This window comes from Lysobacter tyrosinilyticus (genome assembly GCF_054779815.1).
In genome coordinates this window covers 476823-500218 of record NZ_BAAGXN010000001.1, presented here as the reverse complement: position 1 = coordinate 500218, position 23396 = coordinate 476823, and the positions used below count along the sequence as shown (strand labels likewise).

At 67.3% G+C, this 23396-nt stretch carries 20 protein-coding genes; 10 read left to right on the top strand and 10 right to left on the bottom strand.

The features are described 5' to 3' along the window. Nucleotides 1–44: 44 nt before the first annotated feature. Nucleotides 45–1094, bottom strand: coding sequence for a saccharopine dehydrogenase family protein (locus ACYVGK_RS02125; RefSeq protein ID WP_460731572.1), 1050 nt, complete (start codon nucleotides 1092–1094; stop codon nucleotides 45–47). Between the two features lie 211 nt (nucleotides 1095–1305). Here ACYVGK_RS02125 and ACYVGK_RS02120 point away from each other — a divergent pair, with 211 nt between their 5' ends. From ACYVGK_RS02120 to ACYVGK_RS02085, 8 genes are all read left to right on the top strand, one after another. Then, nucleotides 1306–3528, top strand: coding sequence for a S9 family peptidase (locus ACYVGK_RS02120; RefSeq protein ID WP_460732426.1), 2223 nt, complete (start codon nucleotides 1306–1308; stop codon nucleotides 3526–3528). Nucleotides 3529–3666: 138 nt separating this feature from the next. Then, nucleotides 3667–5877 (top strand): PAS domain S-box protein, encoded by a 2211-nt coding sequence (locus tag ACYVGK_RS02115; protein WP_460731571.1) that lies wholly within the window; start codon nucleotides 3667–3669, stop codon nucleotides 5875–5877. A gap of 14 nt (nucleotides 5878–5891) precedes the next feature. After that, entirely contained in the window at nucleotides 5892–6338 is a 447-nt protein-coding gene (locus tag ACYVGK_RS02110; protein WP_460731570.1) for a response regulator, read from the top strand. Then, nucleotides 6335–8983 carry a sensor domain-containing protein gene (locus ACYVGK_RS02105; RefSeq protein WP_460731569.1) on the top strand — a complete coding sequence of 883 codons (2649 nt, stop codon included), beginning with the start codon at nucleotides 6335–6337 and terminating at the stop codon, nucleotides 8981–8983. Before ACYVGK_RS02110 ends, ACYVGK_RS02105 begins: the two co-directional genes overlap by 4 nt. A gap of 186 nt (nucleotides 8984–9169) precedes the next feature. Beyond that, nucleotides 9170–10987, top strand: coding sequence for a DUF885 domain-containing protein (locus ACYVGK_RS02100; RefSeq protein ID WP_460731568.1), 1818 nt, complete (start codon nucleotides 9170–9172; stop codon nucleotides 10985–10987). Nucleotides 10988–11196: 209 nt separating this feature from the next. After that, nucleotides 11197–12396, top strand: coding sequence for a beta-ketoacyl-[acyl-carrier-protein] synthase family protein (locus tag ACYVGK_RS02095; protein WP_460732425.1), 1200 nt, complete (start codon nucleotides 11197–11199; stop codon nucleotides 12394–12396). After that, nucleotides 12393–13193, top strand: coding sequence for a beta-ketoacyl synthase chain length factor (locus ACYVGK_RS02090; protein ID WP_460731567.1), 801 nt, complete (start codon nucleotides 12393–12395; stop codon nucleotides 13191–13193). The genes ACYVGK_RS02095 and ACYVGK_RS02090 overlap by 4 nt, the downstream gene beginning before the upstream one ends. Then, entirely contained in the window at nucleotides 13187–14008 is an 822-nt protein-coding gene (locus tag ACYVGK_RS02085) for a glycosyltransferase family 2 protein (protein ID WP_460732424.1), read from the top strand. The genes ACYVGK_RS02090 and ACYVGK_RS02085 overlap by 7 nt, the downstream gene beginning before the upstream one ends. Nucleotides 14009–14137: 129 nt before the next feature. On the opposite strand, the gene ACYVGK_RS02080 is transcribed toward ACYVGK_RS02085, so the two are convergent. From ACYVGK_RS02080 to ACYVGK_RS02040, 9 genes are all read right to left on the bottom strand, one after another. Beyond that, nucleotides 14138–14545 carry a hypothetical protein gene (locus tag ACYVGK_RS02080; protein WP_460731566.1) on the bottom strand — a complete coding sequence of 136 codons (408 nt, stop codon included), beginning with the start codon at nucleotides 14543–14545 and terminating at the stop codon, nucleotides 14138–14140. Nucleotides 14546–14661: 116 nt separating this feature from the next. Beyond that, complete coding sequence (gene fabG / locus ACYVGK_RS02075) at nucleotides 14662–15408, bottom strand: 3-oxoacyl-ACP reductase FabG (protein WP_460731565.1); 747 nt, start codon at nucleotides 15406–15408, stop codon at nucleotides 14662–14664. Beyond that, nucleotides 15405–15842, bottom strand: a complete 438-nt coding sequence (locus tag ACYVGK_RS02070; protein ID WP_460731564.1) for a phosphotransferase — start codon at nucleotides 15840–15842, stop codon at nucleotides 15405–15407. The genes fabG and ACYVGK_RS02070 overlap by 4 nt, the downstream gene beginning before the upstream one ends. Before the next feature lie 17 nt (nucleotides 15843–15859). Beyond that, the gene (locus ACYVGK_RS02065) at nucleotides 15860–18253 is read right to left on the bottom strand and encodes an MMPL family transporter (protein WP_460731563.1); all 2394 of its coding nucleotides are present in this window, start codon (nucleotides 18251–18253) and stop codon (nucleotides 15860–15862) included. A 330-nt stretch (nucleotides 18254–18583) separates the two neighbouring features. Continuing rightward, nucleotides 18584–19243 carry a LolA-related protein gene (locus ACYVGK_RS02060; RefSeq protein WP_460732423.1) on the bottom strand — a complete coding sequence of 220 codons (660 nt, stop codon included), beginning with the start codon at nucleotides 19241–19243 and terminating at the stop codon, nucleotides 18584–18586. After that, nucleotides 19167–20162, bottom strand: coding sequence for an LpxL/LpxP family acyltransferase (locus ACYVGK_RS02055; RefSeq protein WP_460731562.1), 996 nt, complete (start codon nucleotides 20160–20162; stop codon nucleotides 19167–19169). The genes ACYVGK_RS02060 and ACYVGK_RS02055 overlap by 77 nt, the downstream gene beginning before the upstream one ends. Beyond that, on the bottom strand, nucleotides 20159–20440 hold the full coding sequence (locus tag ACYVGK_RS02050; protein ID WP_460731561.1) for a hypothetical protein: 282 nt from the start codon (nucleotides 20438–20440) through the stop codon (nucleotides 20159–20161). The genes ACYVGK_RS02055 and ACYVGK_RS02050 overlap by 4 nt, the downstream gene beginning before the upstream one ends. 63 nt (nucleotides 20441–20503) lie before the next feature. Continuing rightward, entirely contained in the window at nucleotides 20504–21112 is a 609-nt protein-coding gene (locus ACYVGK_RS02045) for a COG4648 family protein (RefSeq protein WP_460732422.1), read from the bottom strand. A 112-nt stretch (nucleotides 21113–21224) separates the two neighbouring features. After that, nucleotides 21225–21503, bottom strand: a complete 279-nt coding sequence (locus ACYVGK_RS02040) for a phosphopantetheine-binding protein (RefSeq protein WP_460731560.1) — start codon at nucleotides 21501–21503, stop codon at nucleotides 21225–21227. Between the two features lie 316 nt (nucleotides 21504–21819). Here ACYVGK_RS02040 and ACYVGK_RS02035 point away from each other — a divergent pair, with 316 nt between their 5' ends. Beyond that, on the top strand, nucleotides 21820–22824 hold the full coding sequence (locus tag ACYVGK_RS02035; protein WP_460731559.1) for a chorismate transformation enzyme, FkbO/Hyg5 family: 1005 nt from the start codon (nucleotides 21820–21822) through the stop codon (nucleotides 22822–22824). Nucleotides 22825–22923: 99 nt separating this feature from the next. Further along, nucleotides 22924–23172 carry a hypothetical protein gene (locus tag ACYVGK_RS02030; RefSeq protein ID WP_460731558.1) on the top strand — a complete coding sequence of 83 codons (249 nt, stop codon included), beginning with the start codon at nucleotides 22924–22926 and terminating at the stop codon, nucleotides 23170–23172. Nucleotides 23173–23396: the final 224 nt, after the last annotated feature.

The window sequence follows — 23396 nt, the reverse complement described above, 5'->3', positions numbered from 1 at the left end:
GGCCGCAGCGTAACGGCGGCCGATGCGCCCTGCAAAGTCAAAACTCATTGCGGACTTTCAATCGCCACACCCGGCAATTCGAGCACGTAATCCGGCCCCATCAACTGCGATGGCGTGTAGTAGCCGCCGGCGGGCGCGGGGTTGTCGACGAAACACTGCACGATGCCCAGTGCCGACGTCACCGTGAGCGCGTAGCCATTGGGCGTGACCATGCGGCGCACCTGCGCGCGTCCATGACCGCGCACCTCGCCCCAGAAGTACGCCTGTGTGTTCTCGCGCGTGGCGGCATCCGGACCTTTCACGCTACGTTCGACCCGACGCTTGAGCCAGCGCTGCACGAACTGCGTGCGCAGCAGCGGTCCGAGCAGGCGCAGGCGTCGGATGCGCGCAATGGTCTTGGGCGAGGCCGTGGTGTAGACCTCGATGTCGGGAATTCCGGTGCTGACGAACGCCGTGTACACATCGCCCCACGGAATCGTCATGGCCGTGCGATCGGCGCCGTCACGGGTGAAGGTGCGTGTCTTCCAGGCCAGCGGCACGCGCTTGAGCACGCCGTTCTCGCGCACGCGACCACCATTGCCAAGGCCTTCCACGCTGGTCTTCGCGGTACCCGGGCTGAAGCCCCCACCGGCGTCGAAGCCGAGCACCAGTGACGTCGCCCACGGGCAATCGCGATGCAGCTGCGCGGCCAGGCAATCGCTGGGCACGACATCGAAGCCGACGCCGGGCGTGACCACGATGCTGGCTTCCTGCGCGCGAACATGCTGCGCGTGGCAGTACGCGAACACGTCGATCTCGCCGGTGATATCGAGGTAATGCGTCCGTGTGGCCAGGCAGCCTTCCAGCATCGGCGCACTCGTGGCCGAGAACGGGCCCGCGCAATGCAGCACCAGATCGATGCCGCGCAGGCCCTCGGTGACGGCACTGGGGAGATCGAGCGTGAATGCGCGCCAGCGCAGCCCCAGCTCTTCGGCCAGCGCGCGCACCTCGGCTTCATTACGCCCGGCCAGCATCGGCTGCAGGCCACGCTTGACGGCTTCGGCGGCGATCAGGCGGCCGGTATAGCCATTGGCGCCGTAGATCATCCATTGCATGCGAGTACTCCGATGACCGGACCGACCCTGCCTTGTAGAGCGGAGCTTGCTCCGCTGCCGCTTTCCACGACAACGCCACGAACCCGGAAAGCAGCGGAGCAAGCTCCGCTCTACAAAGCGTAGGCAGCGCCCCTAGAATCGCCATCCTACCCACTCACCGGAGCATGCGCCCATGCGCTGGCCCGCTTTCGTCGCCGCCGTCACGTTCGCTATGAGCGCCCACTCTCAGACCCCACCCCAAAGACCCCTCGCGGCTCCGCAGAGCAAGCTCACGCTCGAAGCCATCGCCGGCGACGCACCACTGTCCGGGCCGAGCCTGGAGAAGCCGCAGATCGCGCCCGATGGCAGCCGCGTGACCTTCCTGCGCGGCAAGGCCGACAACAAGAATCGGCTCGACCTGTGGGCCTTCGACGTCGCCACCGGCGCCACGCAGCTGCTGGTCGACAGCAACGTGGTCCTGCCGGGCGAGGAAGTGCTCAGCGATGCCGAAAAGGCCCGTCGCGAGCGCGCGCGCACCGCCTCGCTCAGCGGCATCATCGAATACCAGTGGTCGCCCGATGGCAAAACGCTGCTGTTTCCGCTTGGCGGCGAGCTCTACCTCTACGACCTGGCCAAGTCCGGCAAGGACGCGGTGCGTCAGCTCACCCATGGCGAAGGCTTCGCCACCGATCCGAAGATCTCTCCCAGGGGCGGCTTCGTCAGTTTCATCCGCGATCGCAACCTGTGGGTGATCGATCTCGCTTCGGGCAAACAGATCCAGCTCACCCGCGACAGCAGCGCCACCATCGGCAATGGCGTGCCCGAATTCGTCGCCGACGAGGAAATGGATCGCCACACCGGTTACTGGTGGGCGCCGGACGACTCCGCCATCGCCTTCGCCCGCATCGACGAATCGCCGGTGCCAGTGCAGAAGCGCTACGAGGTGTATCCGGATCGCACCGAAGTGGTCGAGCAGCGCTACCCGGCGGCCGGCGATCGCAATGTGCTGATCCAGCTGGGCACGATCGCGCCGCGTGCCGGTGCGCAACCGCGCTGGGTCGAGCTGGGCAGCAATGCCGACATCTATCTGGCCCGCGTCGACTGGCGCGATCCGCAACACCTCACGTTCCAGCGCCAGACGCGCGATCAGAAGAAGCTGGAGCTGATCGAAACCGACCTCGGCTCGGGCAAGCAGCGCGTGCTGCTCACCGAGACCAGCAAGACCTGGGTACCGCTGCATAACGACCTGCGCTTCCTCAAGGACGGCGGCCTGCTGTGGTCCTCGGAGCACACCGGCTTCGAACATCTCTACGTGTTCGACGCGAAGGGCCACGCGACCGCACTGACCTGGGGCGACTGGCCGGTTGATTCGGTACTCGCGGTCGACGAAGCCGCCGGCTATGTCTACTTCAGCGCCGGCAAGGATTCGCCGCTGGATGTGCAGGTGTACCGCGTGCCGCTGCATGGTGGCGCGATCGAGCGTCTGTCGAAGCCCGACGGCGTGCATAAGGCGACGTTCGCCAGCAACGCCAGCGTCTACGTCGACAACTGGTCCACGCCTGACACGCCGCCGCAACTGCAACTGTTCCGCAACGACGGCGCATTGCTGGCGACCTTGCTGCAAAACGACATCCGCGATCCGCAGCATCCCTACGCGAAGTACCGCGCCGCGCAGCGGCCGCAGGAGTTCGGCACGCTCACCGCCGCCGATGGCAAGACCACGCTGCACTACAGCCTGATCGAGCCGGAGGGCTTCGATCCTTCGAAACGCTATCCGGTCGTGGTCTATGTCTACGGCGGTCCCGCTTCGCAGACGGTGACGCGCAGCTGGCCCGGACGCGGTGATCATTGGTTCAACCAGTACCTCGCGCAGCAGGGCTATGTCGTGTTCTCGCTCGACAACCGCGGCACGCCGCGCCGAGGTGCCGCCTTCGGTGGCGCGCTGTACGGCAAGCAAGGCACGGTCGAAGTCGCCGATCAGCTCGAAGGCATCAAGTGGCTGAAGGCGCAGCCGTGGGTCGACGGACACCATATCGGCGTGCATGGCTGGTCCAACGGCGGCTACATGACCCTGATGCTGCTGGCAAAGGCCAGCGATCAGTACGCTTGTGGTATCGCTGGCGCGCCGGTCACGGACTGGGGTCTGTATGACACCCATTACACCGAGCGCTACATGAACCTGCCAGCCGCCAATCCCGACGGTTACCGCGACGGCCGCGTGCTGCAGCACATCGATGGCCTGAGCTCGAAGCTGCTGTTGATCCACGGCATGGCCGACGACAACGTGCTGTTCTCCAACTCTACGGCGTTGATGAGTGCGTTGCAGAAGCGCGGCCAGCCGTTCGAACTGATGACCTACCCCGGGGCCAAGCATGGCCTCAAGGGTGTCGACCTGCTGCACCGGTTGAAGATCAGCGAAGCCTTCTTCACGCGCTGCCTGAAACCCGCTCCGTAAGGTTCAAGCCGGTAGTGGCGGGCTCCCATGCGGGAATCCGCCGGTACCGGCCGCACTGGCGGCCCGGCCCCAGACGGGCTTAGGCTGCGGATTGTCCGCACGTCCGTCGGAAAGCCGTGTAACCCAGGAAGGGGCACGATGCAGGAAGCCGTGACAAGCCGCCGAAATCCGTGGCGCCAATGGATCTGGAGCGTCGGTTTCGTACTGGCGTTGCTGGCGCTTACCTTCATGATTCTGCAGGCCTCGCGCTCCGCGCGCCGGGCCGAGGCCATGCGCGAGTTCCTGAGCCACACCGGTCGGGTACTGAGTGGCGTCCAGCAACTGGAAACTCTGGTCACCCGCACCGAGGCGGACCAGCGCGGTTATCTGATCACGGGCGCGCCCGATCTGCTGCGCTCGCGTGAAACCAGTTATGCCCAATCGCTCCAGGCCGTCGCCCAGCTGCGTGGCCTGCTCCGCCACGATGGTGCCCAGACATCACGGATCGACGCGGCTGACCAGGCCATCGAGCAACGGCACTCGCGCATGCTCGTCACGTCGGCCATTGCCGAGAATCAGGGCCTGTCTGCCGCGCGCAGCGCCTTCGATCAATACGGCAGCGCCGGCTTCGAGACCATTCGCCAACGCCTGAACACTCTGCGCGATGCGGAACAACAGCGGCTGGTGCGCTATACGACGGAAGCCGACGCCAGCGCGCGTCGCTTCAACGACATCCTGAGCCTGGGCTCCGCCATCGCCTTGCTTCTGATGTTGGCTTGCGGCGTGGCGCTATGGATGCAGAACCGGCACGGCGAAACGCTGCGTGGCGCGCTTGCCCGCTCGGACGCGCTGCAACGCGCGATCCTCGACAGCGCGGGCCTGATGATGATCGCCGTCGATCCGCAGGGCGTCATCACGGTGTTCAACCAGGCCGCGCGGGAAACCCTCGGCTACGACCCGAAGGAGCTGACCGGCCAACGCACGCTCGATGTGTTCCATCTCGAATCCGAAATAGGATCGCGCGCACTCGAACTGACCGAAGAACTCGATACGCCGGTGCCCCCCGGCTACGAAGTCCTGGTCGCCAAAGCACGGCGCGGCGGTACTGATGTGGGGCGCTGGACGTTCGTACGTCGCGACGGCAGCCGCTTGCGAGTGCAACTCGCGGTATCCGCGGTACGCGATCCGGATGGTGAGCTACGCGGCTTCGTCGCGCTCGCCCAGGACGTGACCGAGCACGAACTCGCCCATGAGCGCCTGCTTCTGAGCGAACAACGCACGCGCGCGATCATCGAAACCGCATCCGATGCCTTCATCGCCATCGACCGCGGCGGCCGAATCGAAGACTGGAACGCGCAGGCCGAGCGCATGCTCGGCTGGAGCCGCGAGGAGGCACTCGGCGGCCTGCTTTCTGACCTCCTCATTCCCGAACGCTACCGCTCCGCGCATCGCGACGGCATGGCGAACTACATCGCCACCGGTCACGGCCCGGTGCTCAATCGCCGCATCGAGATCAGCGCGCTCGACCGCAGCGGCCGCGAATTTCCGATCGAGCTGACCATCTGGCCGATCCGGTCGGGCGACCACATCAGCTTCAACGCCTTCCTCCAGGACATCACCGAGCGCAAGCAGGCGGAGGATGCGATCCGCAAGCTCAATACGGAACTGACCCTGCAGACCGAGCAGCTGGCCGAGACCAACCGCGAGCTGGAAGGGTTCAGCTACAGCGTTTCCCACGATCTGCGCGCTCCGCTGCGGCACATGGGCGGCTATGCGCAGATCCTGCGCGAGGAAGCAGGAAAGCAGCTGGATCCCTCGTTGTTGCGATATATCGACGAGATCACTGCCAGCTCGCGTCGCATGGGCACGCTGATCGATGATCTGCTGGCGTTCTCGCGCCTGGGCCGGCAGATGATGACGCCGATCGAAATCGACATGAACGCGATCGTGGCTTCCGCTTTGGGCGCGCCCGGCGCGATCCCGAATCGACAGGCGCGTATCGATGTCGCACCGCTTCCCAAGGCCCTTGGCGATCCGGTGCTGCTCCGTCAGGTTTGGACCAACCTGCTTTCCAACGCCGTGAAGTACAGCGCGCCACGCGGTTCGGGTGCAGTGATTCGCATCGACGGCGAGCGCGATGCCGACGTAGTGCGCTATCGCGTGCGCGACAACGGCGTTGGCTTCGACCCGCGTTACGCCGACAAACTCTTCGGCGTGTTCCAGCGCCTGCACTCGCAGGACGATTTCGAAGGCACCGGCGTGGGCCTGGCGATCGTGCAGCGCATCATCGCGCGCCATCGCGGTCGCGTTTCGGCCAAGTCGGAACCCGGCCGCGGCGCCGAATTCGTATTTGAACTTCCCGTTACCTGACCCAGGACTCTCGCATGAATGGATATCAGCAAGTCGAAATTCTTCTGGTGGAAGACTCCGCCGCCGACGCGGAGATGACGCTGCGCACGCTCAAGCGGCGCGGCATCGCCAACAACGTGGAATGGGTGCGCGACGGCGTGGAAGCGCTGGACTGGCTGAACTGCCGCAATGACTACGCCACCCGCACCAACGGCTTCCCAAAGCTCGTACTGCTCGACCTCAAGATGCCGCGCATGGACGGACTGCAGCTGCTGGAAGTGATCAAGTCAGACCAGCATACGCGCTCGATCCCGATCGTCATGATGACCTCGTCGCGCGAAGAAGGAGACCTGCTCGCGAGCTACGGGCTCGGAGTGAACAGCTATGTGGTCAAACCCGTGGATTTTTCCGAATTCGCCGAGCGCATCGCCCAGATCGGCATGTACTGGATGATCGCCAATCAGACACCTGTCGGACCATGACCCTGCCAAGCCCGCTCAAGATACTGCTCGTCGAGGATTCGGCTGCCGATGCCGAGCTGATCGCGCATGTACTGCGCAGGCTCGGCGCCGAACTCGAGTTCCGGCGCGTCGACAGCGCTTTCAAGCTGCGCGCGGCCATCGAGGAATTCGTGCCGCACGTGATTCTCAGCGACTTCACGATGCCAGGCTTCAGTGGCCACGACGCCCTCGAGCTGGCCAGCGAGATGGCACCGCAGATTCCCTTCGTGTTCGTCTCCAACACCATCGGCGAAGACGTAGCGATCGATGCCTTGCAACGCGGCGCGGCCGACTACGTGCTCAAGGAGAATCTGCGCCGGCTGCCGCCCGCGGTCGAGCGGGCCCTGCGTGCAGCGCACGAGCGCAGCGAGCGCGAGCGGATGGAGCGCGCCCTGCGCGAGAGCGAGGAGCGCTTCCGCAGCATCGTGGAAAGCAGCCAGGACTGGATTTGGGAAGCCGACCGCACCGGAAACCTGAGTTACAGCAACCCAGCAGTCGAACCGATCCTAGGGCTCAGCCAGGCGCAGGTCGCCGGGATCGCATGGGCCAGTCTGCTGCCCGCCGAAGACCGCGCCGCGGCGGCGGCCATGTTCCAGGATGCCGATGGGGCCGCGCCCTGGCAGAACCTGCGCTTCCGCTTCCTGCATCGGGACGGTAGTCATCGCATTCTCGAAAGCACCGGCACGCCATTGCGCGATGGCGAAGGCCGGACGATCGGATTCCGCGGACTCAATCGCGACGTGACCGCGCATCTGGCCCAGGAAGGCCGCATCCGTCACCTCGCGCGCCTGCACGCCGTACTCAGTGCGCTGGGCAATGCCGTGCTCCGTGCCGGCACCCGCCAGGGCGTGCTCGATGCTGCGTGCCGCGTGGCGGTCGAACAGGGCGGCTTCCTGGCCGCGTGCATCCGTCATACCGACGACGGTGGCGTCACGATGGTCAGCCAACACGGCGACGCCGAAGCCCTCGCAGCGGTGGCGGCCGTAAGTCGCCACGCGCGCAACAACCTCGAAGACGCGGCGCACTGGGCCCCTGCCCTACGCGCGCTCAACCACCACACCGCGACCCTGATTTCCGACTTGGGCACGTATTCGGTGGTGCCGGCATGGGCACGCGAGACCTGGCAGTCGGCCGGTATCGCGGCCCAGGCGGTGCTCCCCATCGGCGAGCCGGCCTGGGCCGCACTGGGACTGTACGCCGCCGAGCCCCAGAGTTTCGGCGTGGAAGAGATCGCGCTGTTCGAGCGACTGTCCGACGAAATCGACTTCGCCGTGGAATTCATTTCCAAGGGCGAGCAGCTCGAATACCTGGCCTACCACAACCCGATCAGCGGCCTGCCCAATCGCGCCTCGTTCCAGAACCTGCTGCGTGCACGGTTGAACCGCGGACCGATGATGGTCGCGCTGACCGATGTCGATCGCTTCTCCGCGATCAACGAATCGCACGGCCGCAGCTTCGGCGATTGCCTGCTGCGGGAACTCGGGCAGCGCCTTCGCCAGTTCATGGGCGACCAGGCCATCGTGGCCCATCTGGAAGCCGATACATTCGCGATCGCCAGGAGCGCTACAGGCAATAGCGAAGACGAAACCAGCCGTCTGAGCGAAGTCCTCGACAGCATCCGCCGCGAGCCTTTCCTGATCGAGCGCAGCGAGGCCCGCATCGACCTGCGCGCGGGTTACGTCCTGGCCCAACTTGGCGAAGATCCCGAAGCACTGGAACACAACGCTGCCGCAGCACTACTGGAAGGCCAGCGGCGCAAGCAGCTGGTGTATGCCTTCGGCGACGAACTACGCGGGCGCGCGGCCCGGCGCCTGGAGCTGGAACACGAGCTGCGTGCGGCGATCGACGGCAACCAGTTCGAGCTGCACTATCAGCCGAAGTACAACGCCGCCTCACAGACGCTGATCGGCGCCGAGGCGCTGCTGCGCTGGCGCCATCCGCAGCGCGGCGTGCTGGCCCCCGGCGAATTCATCGGCGTGCTGGAGGAAAGCGGGCTCATCGTGCAGGCCGGGAACTGGGCGATGCGCGAGGCGCTGCGCACGGCACTGAAGTGGCGTGAGCTGCACCCCGGGCTGCGTATCGCGGTGAACGTGTCCGCGCAGGAGCTGCGCTTCAGCGGCTTCCTCGACAACTGTCGCGAGCTGTTGATCCCGCACGTCGGCGACCAGCCGCTCGACATCGAGATCACCGAGAGCGTCCTGGTCGATGACATCGAGCACAGCATGCATGTGCTGGATGCGCTGCGCGACTTGGGTTGCGGGGTCTCGATCGACGACTTCGGCACCGGCTACTCGTCACTGAACTATTTGGCCCGGCTGCCTTCCGACGAGATCAAGATCGATCGCTCCTTCGTCGCCCTGATTACCGAGAGCCCGGAGACCATGGCACTGGTCACCAACATCATCGGTTTGGCGCATTCGCTGTCGCTCAAGGTCGTGGCCGAAGGTGTCGAGGACCAGGAGCAGGCGAAGCTGCTGCGCCTGCTACGTTGCGATGTACTTCAGGGCTACCTGCTCGGAAAGCCCATGCCGGCCGACGTGTTCGCGCGGACGTTGCTGGGATTGCAGTCACATGCGCATGAGCTCAGTCCTCACTCGCAGCAGCCTTCGCCGATGCTGCTGCGCTGATGCTCAGACGGGTCGCCGCGGTGCGTCGTAAGTTGCACTGCCGAAGCAAAGGTTCCGCCTAGAAGCGCGGCTCTTCGCGCCGAGCTGGCGCGAACGGACATTAATTGTTGGGTTGGCGTGACCTTCGGCGCATGGCCGTGGAGCCTGCCCGCGAGATGCTGCCCCCATCCCATCCCGGACACGGTCATGACCAAGCCTCTCGTTCTTGCGATCTCAACAGCACTTTCCCTGGCGCTGCTTGCACCATCGGCAGCATCGGCAGCCAAGACCCCAGCGGCGAAAACCGCGCCGGCCAAGCCCACCGCGAAACCCGCATCGGACTGGGTCGCCAAGAGCAACGAATACACCCAGATCCTGATCCTCGCGCAGGCGCCGTTCCAGCCCGAGCAGGTGTCGTTCTTCGGCGTGCCCGGCTTCGACGACCAGGTGTTCGACTACGGCCCGGGCTATGCGAAGCGCTTCCGCGATGCCACGGCCAAGGCCAAGGCCGCGCTGATCGCGAAGTCGGCGAAGGAAGCCGATTCAAACGTGAAGCAGGACGTCGCGATCCTGTTGCAGGCCGCGGATGACCAGATCAAGGCCAGCGAGGTGAACGAACGCCTCGTCCGTCCGTGGCTCGATTCGGGCCAGGTGATCTTCCAGGGCATCCAGTCGCTTCTGTCCGACCAGACCCCGCAGGAGCGCCGCGCCAAGGCGGTGCAGCGCCTGCAGCGTTACGTCGGCATGACCGCCGGCACCACGCCGCTTGCGACGCTGGCGCGCCAGCGTTACGAGGAGCGCAACGACAAGACCCTGCTGCAGCCGACGCAGATCGAAGTGCAGCAGTCGCTCGACAATCTGAAGACCTACCAACAAGGCATCCGCGAGCTGTTCGCCAAGTACAAGCTCGACGGCGAAGCTGCCGCCGCGCTCGATGCGATGGACAAGCAGCTCGACGAGTACGCCGCCTGGTCGAAGGCAAACGTGCTGCCGACCGCGCGCACCGACTACAAGCTTCCCGACGAGCTGTACTCGCTGCAGTTGAAGGGCTACGGCATCGATATCGATCCACGCGTGCTGATCGAGCGCGCGCAACTGGAGTTCATGGAAACCCGCAATGCCATGCAACAGCTCGCGCCGCTGGTGGCCAAGGCCAAGGGCCTGAAGTCGACCGATTACATCGGCGTGATCAGGGAGCTCAAGCATCCGCAGCTCAAGGACGATGAGGTCGAGCCGCACTACCGCAACGTGGTGATCCCCGAACTCGATCGGCTGATCGCGGCGAACAGGGTGGTAGCCCTGCCGCAGCGGCCGATGCAGATGCGCCTGGGCACGCCGGCGGAGAACGCGGCGCAGCCCGCGCCGCACATGGTGCCCGCGCCGCTGGTCGGCAACACCGGCCAGCAGGGCACCTTCGTGCTGCCGTTGAGCAATCCCAATGCGGGCGCCGACGGCCCGTACGACGACTTCAACTATCCCGCCGCCGCTTGGACGCTGACCGCGCACGAGGGCCGTCCCGGCCACGAGCTGCAGTTCACCGCGATGGTCGAACGCGGCGTGTCGCTGGCACGCACGTTGTACGCGTTCAATTCGGTCAACGTCGAAGGCTGGGCGTTGTACGCGGAAGCCGAGATGGTTCCCTACGAGCCGCAGGAAGGCCAGCTGATCGCGCTGCAGTTCCGCCTGCTGCGTGCGGCGCGCGCGATGCTCGATCCGATGGTCAATCTCGGCCTGACCGACCGCGACACCGTGTTCAAGGTGCTGACCGAAAAGGTCGGGTATTCGAAGGCGATGGCGCGGCAGGAAGTCGACCGCTATACGGTGCAGTCGCCGGGCCAGGCCGGCAGCTACTTCTACGGCTATTCGCGGATCATGCAGCTGCGTGCGGAAACCGAGCTGACCCTGGGCGACAAGTTCGACCGCAAGGCCTTCAACGACTTCCTGCTCGACCAGGGCCTGCTGCCACCGGCCCTGCTGGCCAAGGCGGTGCGCGAGGAGTTCGTACCGGCGCAGAAGGCGAAGTAAGCGCGAGGGCAATCCGGGACGGGATGGCGGGCGCTACCGCCATCCCGTTTTTCGTTGGCGGTGCCGGACCACCGCCATCGCCGCCGCACACAGGATGAACACCCCGGGCGGCCTACGGTTGGCGCGCGCGGAGCGCTGGCTATACTCCCGCGCCTGCCACCCAGGAGTACCCCGTGTCGCCGATGTCGTCGCATGTCCGCCCGCCGCCGATGGCGCCGCTGGCGATTCGCGCGTACACCGCCACCACGGCGCTCGGCCGCGGCCGCGATGCCCAGCTGCAGGCCCTGCGCGAACCCCGCGGCGGCCTGCGCCGCAACGACCTGCCGGTGCTCGCGCCGGGCCAGGCGCCGCTGGAATGCTGGATCGGTCGGGTCGAGGGCCTGGAAGACGCCGCGCTGCCGTCGGCGCTGGCGGAATGGGAATGCCGTAACAACCGCCTGGCCTGGCTGGCTCTTCAACAGGACGGCCTGCGGGAAGCCATCGCGGAGGCCGCCGCGCGCCACGGCGCCGAGCGCGTCGCGGTGGTGATCGGCACGTCCACGGCGAGCATCGGGTCCACCGAGGACGGTTATGCGCGCCTGGACCACGGCGCGATGCCCGCCGACCTGCAGCGCTCGATCGTGCATTCGCCGCACTCGCCCGGCTCCTTCGTGCAAGCCGCGACGGGACTGCGCGGGCCGTGCGTGACCGTGGCCACGGCTTGTTCGTCGAGCGCGAAAGTGTTCGCACAAGCCGCACGGCTGATCGAGGCCGATCTGTGCGATGCCGCCCTGGTCGGCGGCATCGATACGCTGTGCGGCAGCGTGCTGTTCGGCTTCAACTCGTTGCAGCTGGTTTCCACTGAACCCTGCAAGCCATTCGACGCGGCGCGCAACGGCCTGTCGCTGGGCGAAGCCGGTGGCTATGCGCTGCTGGAACGTGCCAGCGACGCCGCAACGGAATTGCAATTGCGCGGCTACGGCGAATCCAGCGATGCGCACCACATGTCCACGCCGCACCCGCAGGGCCTGGGCGCGCAACTGGCGATGCGCGACGCGCTCGCCCGCGCCGGGCTCACGCCGGATGCCGTCGGCTATCTGAATCTGCACGGCACCGCGACGCAGGCGAACGACGCGGTGGAAGCACTCGCGGTGGCCGCGCTGTTCCCGGATACGCTGCATGCCAGTTCGACCAAGGGCTGGACCGGCCACACGCTGGGCGCGGCGGGCATCGTCGAATCGGTCTTCGCCCTGCTCGCGCTCGAACACGGCGAGCTGCCGGGCATCCTCAACAGCATCACGCCCGATCCCGCCTGCGGTCCGCAGATCCGCTTCGACGCCGCGCAACGCGAGATCGGCTACGCGATGAACAACTCCTTCGGCTTCGGCGGCAACAACTGCTCGCTGGTATTCGGACGGAGGCCCGCATGAAGCCGCTGCGCGCCACCGTCGAAGGCATCGGCTTCTGGAGCAACGGCCTGCCCTCGTGGGAGGCGGCCCGCGCTTACGCGAACGGCGGCACGCTGGTCGCCGATGCTCCGACGCGCCCCTCGCCGCAGTTGCTGGCACCGAATGAACGCCGTCGCGCACCGGAGCCGGTGGCGGTGGCGCTCGAGACCGCTCTTGCCGCCTGTGCGCACGCGGGTCGCGACCCGGCCGCGCTGCCGTCGGTGTTCGTCTCGGCACGCGGCGACCTCGCCATCACCGACTACATGTGCACCACGCTGGCCAGTGATCCGCGCGGTCTCTCGCCGACGCGTTTCCACAACTCGGTGCATAACGCGGCTGCGGGCTACTGGACGATCGGCGCCGGCGTCATGCAACCGGCCACCGCGCTGTGCGCCGGCGACGCCAGCTTCGCCCAGGGTCTGATCGAGGCGCTCGCACAGCTCGCCAGCGGTGCCGACGCCGTACTGCTCGCCGCCTACGACTGCGCCGCGGTCGGGCCGCTGACGCAGGTAGTGCCCAGCGAAGGTCTGCTTGGCGCGGCGCTCGTGCTCTCGCGCCATGCGCGTGAGGACGCGCCGGTGCTGGAAGCGGTATTGGGCGAAGCGGTTGATACGAATCCCACCCCCGGCCCGCTCGCCCAGCACGCCGCGCGCAACGCGATGGCGCAGATGCTGCCGGTGTTCGATGTACTCGCGCGCAACGGCGTGCGTGGTGCGTCGGATGCCGCGATACTTCCTGCTGGCGCCGGCCGCGCCCTCACCGTCAGGATCCACTGGTGATCGAAAGCAACGACGTTTACATCGTAATTCCCGCGCTCAACGAAGCGCTGCGCATCCGCGGCGTGGTCGAAGCCGCACTGCGCGAATGCCGCAACGTGATCGTGATCGATGACGGTTCCGATGACGGCACCGGCGAACGCATCGCCGACCTGCCAGTCACCGTCCTGCGCCATGCGCAGCGCATGGGCAAGGGCGCCGGATTGCGCGACGGTTTCGCCGAAGCGCTGCGCCGGGGCGCACGCGCCGTGATCAGCATGGACGGCGACGGCCAGCACGACGCCGCCGACATTCCGCGCCTGATCGAGGCCGCCAACGCGTATCCCGATCACATCGTCATCGGCGCGCGCCTGCGCAAGCGGGCCGCGCAGCCCGGTTACCGGCGCCTGGCCAACGAATTCGGCGACTGGGGCATCTCCTGGGGTTGCGGTTTCCTGGTGGCGGACACACAGAGCGGCCAGCGTCTATATCCCGCGAAGGTCGCCGCGCTGCGCGATGTCCCGGGCGAGGACTTCGTGTTCGAGGCGCAGATCCTGATCACCGCGTCGCGCCGGCTCGGCGTGCGTTGCGTGTCGGTACCGATTGAATCGCGCTACCAGGGCGTAGAGCCCGAAGGCCCGCAGTTCCGCAAGAGTCACTTCCGTCCGTTGCGCGACCTGTGGCGCATCACCTCGCACGTGGTGAGGCAGGTGTGGACCTACGGCAACATCGTTCGCGAATACCGCATCACCCGCGCGCACCGGCCGGTGATCTTCGATCCCAGCGGTGAATTCGCGCCGGCGCCGATGCAGCATGCGCCGGCGCAGAACGGCGCGTAAGGAGCGTTTTCAGTTCGTCATCCCGGCGAACGCCGGGATCCAGTCGTTGATCGCTGCAGCAGCGTGGATTCCGGCATTCGCCGGAATGACGATCTTTCAGCAGGCCCGATCTGACGTTCCAGACTCGACCTATTCCTCAGTAACGTAAATGGCGATGCCTTCCGCGCGTTGCTGCGTCGTGGGAATGCCGAATCCGACCGAGGCGCCGCTGTGACGGCCGTAGCTGGCACCACCGACACCGAGACTGACCGGCGAACCGCTCTGATCGACGCCGAGCAGGATCACGCCGTTGGCTCCGAGTTTCGCGGCCTCGCTGGCGAGGCGATTGATCGCGGAATTGATCTGCCCCTGCGTGCCGAAGCCGGCGGCGCTGCGCGCATCGACCCGGGCGATCTCTTCATAGTGCTTGGGCGGCACCTGGTACACCTTGACCTGGGCCGGATCGATCGCCGGCCGTGCCTGGCCGACCATGATGTGATGGGAGCTGGCGCAGGCGCCGAGCGCGAGCGACAGCACGAGGATCAGAAGCTTGCGCATGGGCCACCTCTACCTGCGAAGGGAGTGTTGCAGCCAGCTGGAACGATCTTCCGACCGCACGGCTGAACGTTGGGTCAAACAATACGCCCGAACCGGCGGTCGCGACGCGACGCGCGTCAGCTCATGCCGCCGTCGATCCCGATCACCTGGCCGTTGACGTAGCTGGCCGCGTCGGAACACAGGAAGGCCACCAGTGCCGCGACTTCGTCCGCCTGCCCGGCCCGGCCGGCCGGCACCATCTGGCGGATCGCCTCCGGGCTGAACACGTCCGTGGTCATGCGGCCGGCAATCACTCCGGGCGCGACCACATTCGCGGTGATGCCGCGCGAACCCATTTCCCGCGCCAGCGACTTGGTCGCGCCGTGCAGGGCCGCCTTGGCCGCGGCGTAGTTGGCCTGACCGCGGTTGCCGAGCACGGCCGCCACACTCGACACGCTGACCACGCGCCCCCAGCGCGTGCGCGCCATCGGCAGCAGCAGCGGCTGGGTGACGTGGAAGAAGCCGTGCAGCGACACGTCGATCACGTGCTTCCACTGCGCTTCGCTCATGCCGGCCAGCGGGGCGTCGTCGTGGACGCCGGCGTTGTTGACCACGACCTGGATCGGCCCGGCTTCCAGCAGGGTTTCGAGCGCGGTGCGCGTGACCGCACCGTCGGTGACGTCGAACACCACCGCCTCGGCGCTGCCGCCGGTGGCACGGATCGCCGCGACCACCTCGTCGGCGCGCGCCCGATTGCCGTTGGCGTGCACGATCACGTGCAACCCGGCTACTGCGAGCTGGCGGCAGATCGCCGCACCCAGATCGCCGCTGCCGCCGGTGACCAGCGCGCGCTTGCGGATTTCATTCGCGACGGTGTTGTTCATGCCTCGTCTCCCTGCAGCATCACGGCGGCGCGCCCTTCGGCGATCAGTTGCCCTGCATGCACGATGCGGAAGGCGTACTGCTGGCTGTTGGCGTCTTCGGCCAGCGAAGTCGCTTCGCACTCCAGCGCACCGGCAAGGTCGTCGATGCGTTCGACCTGCAGGCTGACGCCACGCAACGCCACCAGCACGCCCGGACGCGCGCGACCACCACGTTCCCGTGCGCGCAGCCCACCGTGCACGGCCATCGCCTGCGCGCCGTATTCGCACAGATGCACGGCGTGTAGGCGATCCGCGCTGCGCAACGCGTGCGCGGGATCGCGATGGCCCTGGGTGCGCAGCACGATGCGCGTGGCATCCCAACCGACGACTTCATCCCACAGGCACATCGCGCCCTGATGCGGGATCAGCGCCTGGATTTCGGCGCGGGCGATCATGGTTCCGTTGCTCGACATCATGGCGAAAGCGCCGGCGCCTCACTGGTTTCAGCCGCGCGCGCGGCATCACTCGGGTCGGGAGCGGCAGGATTGTCGCGGGCGGACTGTCGGGTCACGAGTAAGGCCAGCACAAAATTGAACAGCACGCCCAGCGCCACCGTCACGCCGATCGCGCGCAGCACCGGAATCGACGACAGCGCGAGCAGTACGAACACCATCAACGTGGTCAGGCTGCATACGATGAGTGCGTGCAGCGTGCGCAGTTGTTCCGCACGATCGTCGCCGGCGTGGTCGAAGAACAACGCGTAGTCCAGACCCAGCCCGGCCGCCAGGATCAGCGCGACCAGGTGGAACAGGTTCAGCTCGACACCGCAGCCGCGCAATACGGCCAGCACCAGCAGGGTGGTGAGCGCCATCGGCGCGAGCACGCGCAGCACGCGCCGCGGCTGGCGCAGCGCGAACCACACAGTGACGATCAGCAGCAACGACGCCAGCGCCAACGCCCACAGCACGCGCTGTCGATAGGCGGCGACCAGCGATTCGGAGGCTTGCTTCAGGTCGAGCAGCTGCGCGCCCTGCTGTCGCGCGACACGCGACACGGCGATGGGATCGCGCAGTCCCGCAAGCGAAACCAGTGCGGTGGTGTGATCCGCGCGTTGCAGCAGCAGGCCGGCGACGGTGGGCGCCAGCGGCGTGCCGTCGAGATCCTGCGGCGACAGCGTCGGCGCGGTACGCACGATTTCCAGATCATCGAGGAAGCCGTCGAAGGCCTCGGCATCGAAGGCGCTGGCCGCAACGGCGGCATTGAAGCTGCGGCGCAGTGCCTTGGCCTCCGGAAGCTTCGCCTGGCGCGCGCGCTGCGTCGCCTGGCTCGGCAGATAGCGTGCGGCGGATTCGTAACCACCGATCGCGCCCTGTGCACGAAGCTTATCCAGCGCCGGCTGCAGGCGCTCGAGCGCGCGCAGCGCGACTTCCGCGTCGCGCGCTTCCAGCGCGATGACGTAGCGAACGTCGGGCGCGCCCAGTTCATGACGCAACTGCGCATCGCGCGCCAGCAACGGCGCGGCCACCGGCGTCAATCGCGAAAGGTCGTTCTGCCAGAACGCTCCCGGCGCCCACACCGCGATAGCCAGCGCGACCGCGGCCAGCGTCGCATAGGGGCCGACATGCAGACGCGGCCAGCCCGCGATGCGTCGCCACAAGCGTTCCAGATGCGCCGAATCCGCGGCATCGCGCGGCGCGGGATCGATCAGCGCCGGCAACAGGAAGCGCGTGCTCAACGCGGCCACGCCCAGGCCGGCGACGGTGAACACCGCCAACTGCTTCAAGCCGTCGACGCCGGAGACCAGGAAGGTGAAGTAGGCGATGCAGGTCGAGGCCACGCCCGTGCCCAAGGTCGGCCACAGCGCGCGCGCACTCGCCCAGGGCGACAGCCCGGCGCGTTGGTGCGAGAACAGATGGATCGGATAGTCCTGGGCGACGCCGATCAGGGTGAAGCCGAACGCCACGGTGATCCCGTGCACCCCATCGAACAGCAGCGTCACCGCGGCAAGACCGGCCAGGCCACCGCTGGCCAACGGCAATCCGCCGAGCAGCGGCGCCTTCCAACTGCGATAGGCGAGCCACAGCAGCAGCGCGAAGATCACGCCGTCGATGGTGCCGATCCAGCCCGCTTCACGCGCGGTGCGACCGCCCACTTCGACGGAGAACGCGCCCGGGCCACTGATGGTCAGCTGGCTGCTGCTGCCGCCATGGACTTCGGCGAAGGCCGCACGGATCGCGTCGACCGCGGCCTGCTGGCCCTTCGGGTCGAAACCCGCGGCCTGGGTTTCCACCGCGAGCAACGCTTCGCGCCCGGCGCGATCGAACCACACGCCGTGCAGGCGACGCGGTGCATTCGCCGGCTGCCAGGCCTCGGCGAGCTTGAGCGTCTCCAGCGTGGGATCGCGCGGCAACAGCGGCTCGACCAGCGCCGCCGCCGGCGAACCCAGGTCCTGCACACGCTGCGCGAGTTCCGCGCTGAAGTACTCGCGATCGTAGGGCTGCGTGTCGAGGGTGTCCGACAGCAGATAGCGGTATGGACGCAGGTGTTCGGGAATCGCGTCGAGCCCGGCTTCGCCGCCGTTGGCGACCAGGCGGAACTGCGCTTGCGCTGCAAGCCGTTCGCGCAGGGTGCGCGACTGTTCGGCCAGCGTCATGGCATCGGCGTTGGACAAGGCCACCAGCAGCAGGCGCGAACCGGGGCCTTCGCCGAGTTCGTCGATGAGCAGTTTCTGCGCCGGGGTTTCGGCGGACGGCATGAACTTGCGCAGGTCGCCGGTAAGTTCCATGCGACTGCCGAGCAGCCAGCCGGCCAGCGTGAGTAGTGCGAGCCAGAGCAATGCCGCGGCGATGCGCGTGCGCGACGTCATGCCAGCGCCCCTTGGAGATGGCTAGCCGCGCGCGCGGCTCTGAATTCTTGCGCACGCCTGTTGCTGAGGCGGGCGGGCATGAACTTGCGCAGGTCCCCGGTGAGTTCCATGCGACTGCCGAGCAGCCAGCCGGCTAGTGCGAGCAGTGCGAGCCAGAGCAATGCCAATGCGATGCGTCCGCGCGATGTCATGCGAGCGAGCCTCGACGATGGCTGGCCGCGGGCGCGGCTTCCAACATTCGTACACTCCAATTGCTGCGGCGGGCCGATGGCAAGCCGCGCGCGCGGCTTTGAACTCTCGCGCACGCCTTTTGCTGAGGCAGGCGGGCGCTCATTGCGCCTTGCTACCGCCGTAACACAACGCCGCAAGCGCACCAGGCGCAGTGACATTCCCGGCCGCGCGCGCGGCGCCCGCCAGCAGCGTGCGCTGGGCTTCACCCTGGGTGGGCTGCGTTTCGATGCAGCGTAGTTCGGAGCCACGACCGTACAGCGTGATGGTCTGCAGCTTGCCCTGCAGCGCCGCGTCCTTCGGCGTGAGCGTCATGGTCCAGCGTTGGCGCGTACCCAGCGTGTCGACCCGGTAATGCTGTTCAAGCTGGCGACGATCGCCGGTCAGCAGTGCGCCGAAGCTGGCTTGCAATCCCATCAGTTCCGGCGCGCGTGCCAGCGAGAAGCGTCGCGCCGGTTTGCCGGCGCGCGCGATCTCGACTTCGCCGGCGCGGATCGTCGAAGTCTCCACGTAAGGCGCGGTCACTTTCCGCACCAGCGTGTCGACGTCGGGACGCAGGTATTCGCCCTGCAGGCGCAGCGGCTTCTTCAACAAGCGGGAGCCGCGCAGTTCGACGAAGTCGGTGCGCGCGGGCACGGGCTGTACGAGCTTCGCCAGGATCCAGTCGCTGTCGACGCGCGCGGGCTCAGCCGTGGCGGCGTGCAACCTCGCCGTCGCGAGCAGCGTCGTCAGCAGGATGGCCAGTGGAGTTGCCAGTGGAATCTGGCGCTGGAATCGCGTCATGGGTTTGCCAGAAATCGAAGAAGTTGAACCAGTTGTAAGGCGCCCGCCGTGCATGATGCTGCAGCCGTGCGGCGTAAGTCTGCACGAGGCCCGACAGGCGCTGGGCGCGTTCATTGCGCGGCAAGGACAGGCCATCGCTGAGCGGCTCGAACACGAGTTCATAGCGGTTGCCGCCGCGATACAACCCGAACGCCAGCGCAACCGGCACCTGCAGCACCCCGGCGATCAACCACGGCGCCGTCGGAAAGCGCGCGCGATCACCGAGCAACTCGGCTTCGACCGCGGGTTCGCCGGCCATTGCGCGGTCGGCGAGCATGGCGACCAGTGCGCCGGCATCCAGCGCTTCCTTGATCGCGAGCACGATCGCCGGGCCGGGTTGCCCGGCATCGATGATGTCGGCCGCCAGGCGCGGATTGATGGCGTCGAGTAGCTGCTGCATCGCCGGGTTGTGCGCCTTGTCGAGCAGGACGCGCACGCGCAGGTCCGGCTTGCGCGTCGCCAGCACGCGTAGCGCGTCGAAGCTGCCCAGGTGCGAGCCGAGCACGAGCAGGCCGCGACCCTGTTCCAGCTGCGCCTCCAGTGGCGGCAGGCCCTCGACCTGGAAGTCGAAGCGTTCGAGTTGCCCACCGAGCAGGAACACCCGGTCGAGAATGGTCGAGGCGAACGTGTGGATGTGCCGGGCGACGTGCCACAGACGCGGTTGCATCGGCAGGACGCGGCGCAGGTAGGCCAGCGAGGCGCGACGCTCCGGCGCGCGCATCAGCAGGAAGTAGCCGGTGATCGGCCACAGCAGGCTGCGCGCCACGGCACGACCCCCGCGACGCGCGATGGCGCGGATCAACCAGATCGCGAAGAAACCGCCCCCTTCGGGGCGCTGCTTCCAGGTCGTCGCACTCATGCCGCGACCACGATTTCGCCACTGGCCAGGACGACGTCCTCGCGCAGGATGCGGAAGCGCCAGCGCGGTGGCCCGCCTTCCAATTCAATGCGGGCCTGCTCGCCCGGCAGCAGCGGCTGCAGGAATTTCACCTGCGGCAATCGCACGGGACCGAGCGGACCGTGCGCGGCTTCGATGGCGGCGACCACCTGGTCCAGCAGCACCACGCCAGGCACCAGCGGCCGGCCCGGGAAATGACCGGGCAGGCAGGGATGGTCGTGGGCAATCATGAAATCCATGCGGCAATTATGACCGGGCGTCGCGCGACCGCAGCGCGTTGTGATGCGTCGGGGCTGAGTGCTTCAGCGGAACAAGCCGCGCCAGAACTCCGGCCCCAGCTTCGCCATGCGATGCAGGAAGTCGGCGAAGTTGCGATACGGGACTTCTTTGACCCACAGACGGCGCAGCAGGTACTCAACGACGAAGAATCCGCCGACCACGCCGTAATTGACGACGTTGGCCAGCAGCGAGCCGTGCTCGCGGGCGATCCCCCAGGCCGGTGGATGCCCCAGCCGCGCCAGCACGCCTCCCGGCACTTCGCACAGCGCCAGCACGCCGTTGACCAGACAGAGCATCGCCAGCAGCAGCGCCCAGGCCGCGGTGAGCCGGCGCGTATAGCGCAGCAACCCGGGGGGCAGTTGCACCGGCGTGCATTCGTGCAGCGCGGCGACGATGCGGGTAATCAGGCCCTCGCGCGGCGCGCGCAGGCTGCGCCCGAACAGCCACGCCAGCAGCGCCAGGATCAGCACTGGCGGCGCCAGCAGTGCCATCTGCGCGAGTTCGGTCTGGGCCATCGCATACAGGCCGGCACCGAGCAGGGCGGTCAGTCCCCACGCCCAGCCGCGGCCGCGCGACAGGGGGTCGATCAGGAACACCAGGGCCAGGTCGCCCAGCGCGACGGCGGCGGCCATGCCGCTCTCGGACCGCGTGGCCCAATAGGCCAATGGTGCATAGGCCAGGGCGAATCCGACCCGGGCGGCGATCGCGAAACTCACGCGATGTCAGCGCGGCAAGCGGGCCGGATCAGGCCTTGTGCTGCTCGATATGCGTCGACAGCGCGCGCAGCGAGCCGAAGATGCGGCGGTTCTCGTCGCTGTCCGAGCGCAGCTGGAAGCCGTACTTCTTGGAGATCGCCAGCGCCAGTTCGAGCGCGTCGATCGAGTCCAGGCCCAGCCCCTCGCCGAATAGGCGCGCCTCCGGATCGATCCCGGCCGGGTCCACCCCGTCCAGGTTGAGGCTGGACACCAGCAGCTGGGCGAGTTCGGCTTCGGCGGCGGTCTGGGCGGGGTTTGCTGCGGACATCGGAAAATCCGGGTAAATCGATACGGGGGCGCAACGATCCAGCATCGCGCCCCGCCGCGCAAGCCGCGTCCCCTTGCCCACCGACTATCATGTCGGGAATGACCGACCCGCTCCCGCCCGGCCTCCCGGCCGCGGCCCTCGTCTCGCGTCCCTTAGGGCTGCAAAAGGCGCCCGGAGCGGACGTACCGGTCGGCAATATCTGGCAGGTGGAACAAGCAGTGATTTCGATGTTGGCAGGCGATGTCTTCGACCATCCTTCAACGCGGTGCAGCAGCGCACCGCAGCCCCTGAACTTCCGCCCGCAGCGGGGCGCCGCATGAGCGCGCTCGCTTCCCAGGCGCTGCCGGCGCAGCTGCATGTCGACTACCGCGACGCCGCGCTGGAGGCGCTGCTGGCCGAATCCGACACCCTGGCAGTGCTCGGCTTCGGCACCGACGCACCGGCACACGCCGATCCGCGCTACCTGCGCGTGGCGTTGCAGCCGCACGGCACCATTCCTTTCGAACACTGGCGCGCCCATGGCCCGGTGACGCACGGCCGCGATGGCAATGTGGCCTGGAGCGAAGACGGCGCGCTGCAATTCGGCGCGATCGAAGTCGACGAGGGCGATGAGGGCATCGAGGAGATCGCCACCGCGGCCTATGCGCGCCTTATCGAGTTCACTCGTGAGCGCGGCTATCCGCACCTGCAGCGCGTGTGGAACTACCTCGACGGCATCACCTACGGCGATGGCGATATGGAGCGCTACCGCCTCTTCTGCGTCGGTCGCGCGCGCGGCCTGGGCGATTTCGATCCGCACGCCCTGCCTGCGGCCACCGCTACCGGCCACAGCAGCGCCGACGGCGCCCGGCGCCTGCAGGTGTACTGGCTCGCCGCCCGCACACCGGGCACGCCGCTGGAAAACCCGCGCCAGATGAGCGCCTACCGCTACCCGCGCCAATACGGCCCACAACCGCCGAGCTTCGCGCGCGCCACGCTGCCCTCGGGCCTGGCGATGCCGCTGCTGGTTTCCGGTACCGCCGCCATCGTCGGCCACGAATCGCAGCACGCGGGCGATGTCACCGCGCAGATCGACGAGATCCTTGCCAACCTCGACAGCCTGATCGCCACCGCACGCGCGCGCCGCCCGGAACTGCCGGCGCGGATGGGCGCAGGCACGCGCCTGAAGGTGTACGTGCGTGATCGCGGCGAACTCGACACCGTTGCCACACGCCTGCGCGAGCGCCTGGACCCGGCGATTCGCTTCATCGTCCTGCACTCGGCGATCTGCCGGCGCGAACTCAGCGTGGAGATCGACGGCGTCCACGGCTCCGCGGAGTAGTGCCGCGACGGGTGGGCCATTGGTTTACTTGAAGCCCATCGCACCACGCACCATCTTGTACGCATCGGCCGCGCCGCGGCCTGCGATGGAGTCGTTGCGATGGGACTGATCAGCCTGCTGTGGGGCATCTTCGCCCTGTTTTGGATGGTGCTCGCGCTGATTCCAGTAGTCGGCATCACCAACTGGCTGCTGATCCCGTTCGCCGCCGTGGGTGCGGCGATCGCCGCGATCGGCATCCTGTTCACGCGCAGCGAGCATCGTGGTCGCGCGAAGGCGGGACTGGTGCTCAATGGGATCGTGATCGTGGTGGCGGCGATCCGGCTGAGCATGGGTGGTGGGTTGATCTGATCGCGCGACGTCTCCTCGCCCCGCAAGCGAGGGCGGAAGCAAGTCTTGTCCTTCTCCCCGTGCAGCGGGGAGAAGGTGCCCGTAGGCGGATGAGGGGCGCTTTTCGCGGCCGCGTCATGCCCCCTCACCCTGCGCCGCTGACGCGACGCTGTCCCTCGCTCTGCCCCCGGCCCTTGCGCATAGCGCAAGGGCGTTCGGTCGGGCGTGCGCCAGTGGCGCACAAG